The sequence below is a fragment of the Marinococcus halotolerans DSM 16375 genome (genome assembly GCF_000420725.1).
Taxonomy (GTDB): Bacteria; Bacillota; Bacilli; order Bacillales; family Marinococcaceae; genus Marinococcus; species Marinococcus halotolerans.
This window is the reverse complement of sequence record NZ_ATVM01000047.1, coordinates 1-3,518: the sequence shown is the minus strand read 5'-3', so window position 1 is coordinate 3,518 and position 3,518 is coordinate 1. Positions and strand designations below refer to the sequence as shown.

6 protein-coding genes are annotated in these 3,518 nt (G+C 46.6%); all 6 read right to left on the bottom strand.

Annotated elements, in window-relative coordinates:
- Positions 1–77: 77 nt before the first annotated feature.
- Positions 78–671, bottom strand: coding sequence for a P-loop NTPase family protein (locus tag G548_RS0116715; protein ID WP_022795284.1), 594 nt, complete (start codon positions 669–671; stop codon positions 78–80).
- 12 nt (positions 672–683) lie between these two features.
- Positions 684–1,787, bottom strand: a complete 1,104-nt coding sequence (locus G548_RS0116710; RefSeq protein WP_022795283.1) for a hypothetical protein — start codon at positions 1,785–1,787, stop codon at positions 684–686.
- Between the two features lie 83 nt (positions 1,788–1,870).
- Entirely contained in the window at positions 1,871–2,143 is a 273-nt protein-coding gene (locus tag G548_RS0116705) for a hypothetical protein (RefSeq protein ID WP_022795282.1), read from the bottom strand.
- 21 nt (positions 2,144–2,164) lie between these two features.
- Entirely contained in the window at positions 2,165–2,386 is a 222-nt protein-coding gene (locus G548_RS0116700) for a hypothetical protein (protein ID WP_022795281.1), read from the bottom strand.
- A gap of 13 nt (positions 2,387–2,399) precedes the next feature.
- Complete coding sequence (locus G548_RS0116695; protein WP_022795280.1) at positions 2,400–2,831, bottom strand: hypothetical protein; 432 nt, start codon at positions 2,829–2,831, stop codon at positions 2,400–2,402.
- 263 nt (positions 2,832–3,094) lie between these two features.
- The coding region (locus G548_RS19645; RefSeq protein WP_245558617.1) for a hypothetical protein at positions 3,095–3,518 on the bottom strand (424 nt) is incomplete at its 5' end.

The window sequence follows — 3,518 nt, the reverse complement described above, 5'->3', positions numbered from 1 at the left end:
CTTCCAGGCGTTACCCCTTCATTTGACTTCTCGAAATAACAGTTCACTGTGTTTTTCACAGTGTCTAAGCTTTTCACTTAGAAACGTGTCGCGCCGCCTTTGGGGTCATTTAAAACCATCGACGCCTGTTGTTCGGCCCGGGAGTAAATGTCGATCATCGGAAACATGCCGATTTCGCCTTTACCACTTCTTGTTGTTCCTATCCATAAATTATTGCTTTTGGAATCATCAATGTATATTTGATCGTCCTTCCGGGAGACCGGAACGCCGCCTTCGCCCGGAAAATGCGGTTCTTCTTCCGTTTCTTTTTCGGGAATCGCTTTGTACTGCTGTTGAATTTCTTTCAAGGTCGTAAAGCGACTGGAGCCTTTCGCATCGCCTTCGGTAATATCTTTAAAATTACTCCTTAGTTTGTAATAGAAAATGCCGCCCACGATCAGCGTTGCCACGCCCATGAACAGATAGCCAAGCGCCGGAATGTCCGAGGTCGTGAATAACAGTCCGAGGAAATCAAAGGACACGCCGGGAGGGTCCGGGTTGCCAAGTCCTTGAAGCAGGTTGCGGACGTTCGTGATACAAAAATTAATCAGCGTATTGGATAATAGAAAAAACACCAATGCCCCGAGCAAGGCTAAAATGCCGTGGGCTTTTTTTGTTTTGAGTATTTTCATCCTGTCTCTCCTTTAAAGGTCGTCTTGTTGCTGTTGAGCTTCTTCTTTCTCCTGTTCCAGTTCCTCGATCTTATCCGCATCCTCGTCCTCGTCTAGTTCTTCGATCTGGCTGTTCAGATCGTCGATCGTGGACTGATGCTCTTGATAGGTGTCGATCGTCTCCCGAACGGCATCGGTCTGGTGGTTCTGGTACACCTGTTCCGCTCCTTCCACATCGTCTTGATGCAGGTGGGCTTTTGCCAGCATTTCACTCCGGCGGTTGGTCATGTCTACGTTATCGTTGTTCATCACCTTGTCGTAATTGCCGTTCTGATAGGCCAGTTCAAATGCCCCTTCGTCCGTTGGAAACGCATCGTGATAGGCTTGGAGCGTGTCGGTATTTTTGTTCAATCGCACAAATTCCACGGCCGTGGCTTTGTTGTCGAACAGCTTGTTCATCTGTTGAAACTGGTCCTTGTCGGCTAGAAAACTCGCATAGATGTTTCGTTCCTGCGTGGAGAGATCGCCCGGGTCCTTATCCTTGTAGTAATCCAGTAACTCCTGTTTGTCTCCCATGAGCGCATCTTGATACGTGCTGACTTTGGCTTCCTGCGTTTCTTTCGTGTTCGTCACTTCCTGCATGTCCGCACTCACGGAGGATAATTGAATGACAAAGAAGGAAAATAGGCCAATGGACGTGAGAACGAAAAACGCCGCCACCCCGTACACGGTTTTGCGTTGCCACCGTTTGAGCCGGGACACGTAGTTGGCATCCACGTTCTCGTTCGGTGGAATCTCTTCCTCGAATTTGTATTCTTCTTCTACCAATGCTTCCATATCTTCCAGAAACCCGAGCCGCATCCGTTCTTTTTCCTTGCTTGTCCGAATCTTCGGCAGGTTCTTTTTGATGTGCATGAACAGGTTCGGCGCCTGTTTGCTTCCGAACGTGAACGTGCCTTCGTACATTTCTTTATCCAGATCATCGTCCAACACGTAGAAATAGGCCGGTATCGTTTCGTTCCGGTCCCGCATCTCCATTTCGACTTCCTGCGAGAGTTTCACGGCTTCATCAAACGGAATCCGTTGATGCCGGGGGATTTTATTATGTGTTCCTTTGGTGAAATTCACGTACAGCATGTGCTGACCTCCTAAAAAAAGCATGAAAAAAAGAGCCGCAGAACGGCTCTTGCTTCGATGCTAGTTATTTTAAAATCATGACGTTAAAAGGATATATTGGAATCAATGGCCTGCGCTAACCCGTAAGCGCCCATCACGATCACAAGGCCGACAGCGGCGCCGATAAACCAACCGACTGATTTTGTTCGGCCCCGGTCGCCGCCGAGAATCAAATAATAGCCGCCCACGCATAGCGCAATAGCAGCGGCAATCAGTCCCATCGTTTGGGCCATGCTTAGAATATCTTCCCCGGTCGAAACTAAGCCGTCTACGCCGGCCGCCCCTACGGTAAACGATTGAAGCATTAATTCTTTCATCGTACCCCTCCTTTGGGTGGTTTAGTATCGTTCAGATGGTTCTTCGGTATTCGTTTGTGTTGCTTCATTGGCTTGGGATTTACTTGTCGTATCTTCATCATCCAAGCCGACAAAATCCAGCAAGTGATCGTCAATGTATTTGGTGTGCTGTTCGTGCAACCAATCTTCGTAATTGACGTTCTGTTTTTCCATCATCTTTTTCGCAATGTCTTTCTTTTGTTTCTGTTCCTTTCGTCCTGCCACGGAGACACCTCATTTATTCAGCGTATTTTTCCACAAAGGATTGGAGTTCGCCCTCGTATTCTTCTTGTTTGATGTCGTCCCCGTCCACCTCGTATTCGCCCATGATTTCTCCGTCTTCAATGTAGGTGACACGATCATAAGGAGAAATAAAATCTCTTGCACGACTGTCATCATTGGCCCGTTCTTTCGTTTCTTGATCGTCTTCCCACCCATTCGTATAGGTAAGTGTGGCACTGGTGTCCTCAAATACCTGGAACACGTTCTCTTTGGATTCGTCCACGTCCGGGCTGTAAATATACATCGCAAATCCGGTGAAATCGTCGGCATTGATCGTTTCTTGAAACTGATCGTAGTCCTCGATTTCTTCTGTGGGCGGGCTACCACAGGCCGACAGCGTGAGAACGGAACCAAACAGGGCGCCAAGGCCAAGACGTTGTTTTCGCATCCTACCCATCCTTTCCTGTACATTCCACTTTATGGCTGAAAGAGGGAACCCTATGGAAACCTGCGTACGGCCGGAACCGTAGCTTTCCAATGCACAACGTTTTAGGCATGCACGAAGAACCAGAATTGAAACGGCATTTTACGCTATCATGGTAGCGACGAGCTTTAGGCTTGAACTCGCAAACCCGGATCGAAAATCGTATATCCTTAAGATCATGCCGGGAAATCATAAAGACACGCTGTATATAATTGTGCATGAAGAGATTATGTATTCATCACCAACTCTTCATTCGGTTTTTTACGTTTCGCAATCAGACAACGCTGATGGTTTTGGACGGAACGTACTCGATAGTAAATGTCGGCTACTCGAGCGACTTTTCCTTTTCGTTCCACAGCCACACTGCCTTTTAGTTCATAGTATTCACCATCGAATGTTCGGATAAATTTAGCTCGAAAAGCCAACTCACATGAGGACACTCTTTGTTGTTTTTGATTCATTTCCCTCACCTCGATATGAAAATCGGTATAAATTATTATCTTTGTTATTTTATTTGTTGTTTTAAAACCCTTTCTTTCCATTTCTACATTTATTTTAATCAAAAAGAAAAACGAAAGGGGCTGTCCCAAAAATCGAATGATAGCTCTTTTAAGCGGAAGCTGGAGATGTTTCTCCGGCTTCTTTTTTCGT

Bases quoted from the DNA above. Each gene is read 5' to 3' on its own strand.
- G548_RS0116715 (WP_022795284.1), bottom strand. From the start codon at position 671: ATGAAAATACTCAAAACAAAAAAAGCCCACGGCATTTTAGCCTTGCTC.
- G548_RS0116710 (WP_022795283.1), bottom strand. From the start codon at position 1,787: ATGCTGTACGTGAATTTCACCAAAGGAACACATAATAAAATCCCCCGG.
- G548_RS0116705 (WP_022795282.1), bottom strand. From the start codon at position 2,143: ATGAAAGAATTAATGCTTCAATCGTTTACCGTAGGGGCGGCCGGCGTA.
- G548_RS0116695 (WP_022795280.1), bottom strand. From the start codon at position 2,831: ATGCGAAAACAACGTCTTGGCCTTGGCGCCCTGTTTGGTTCCGTTCTC.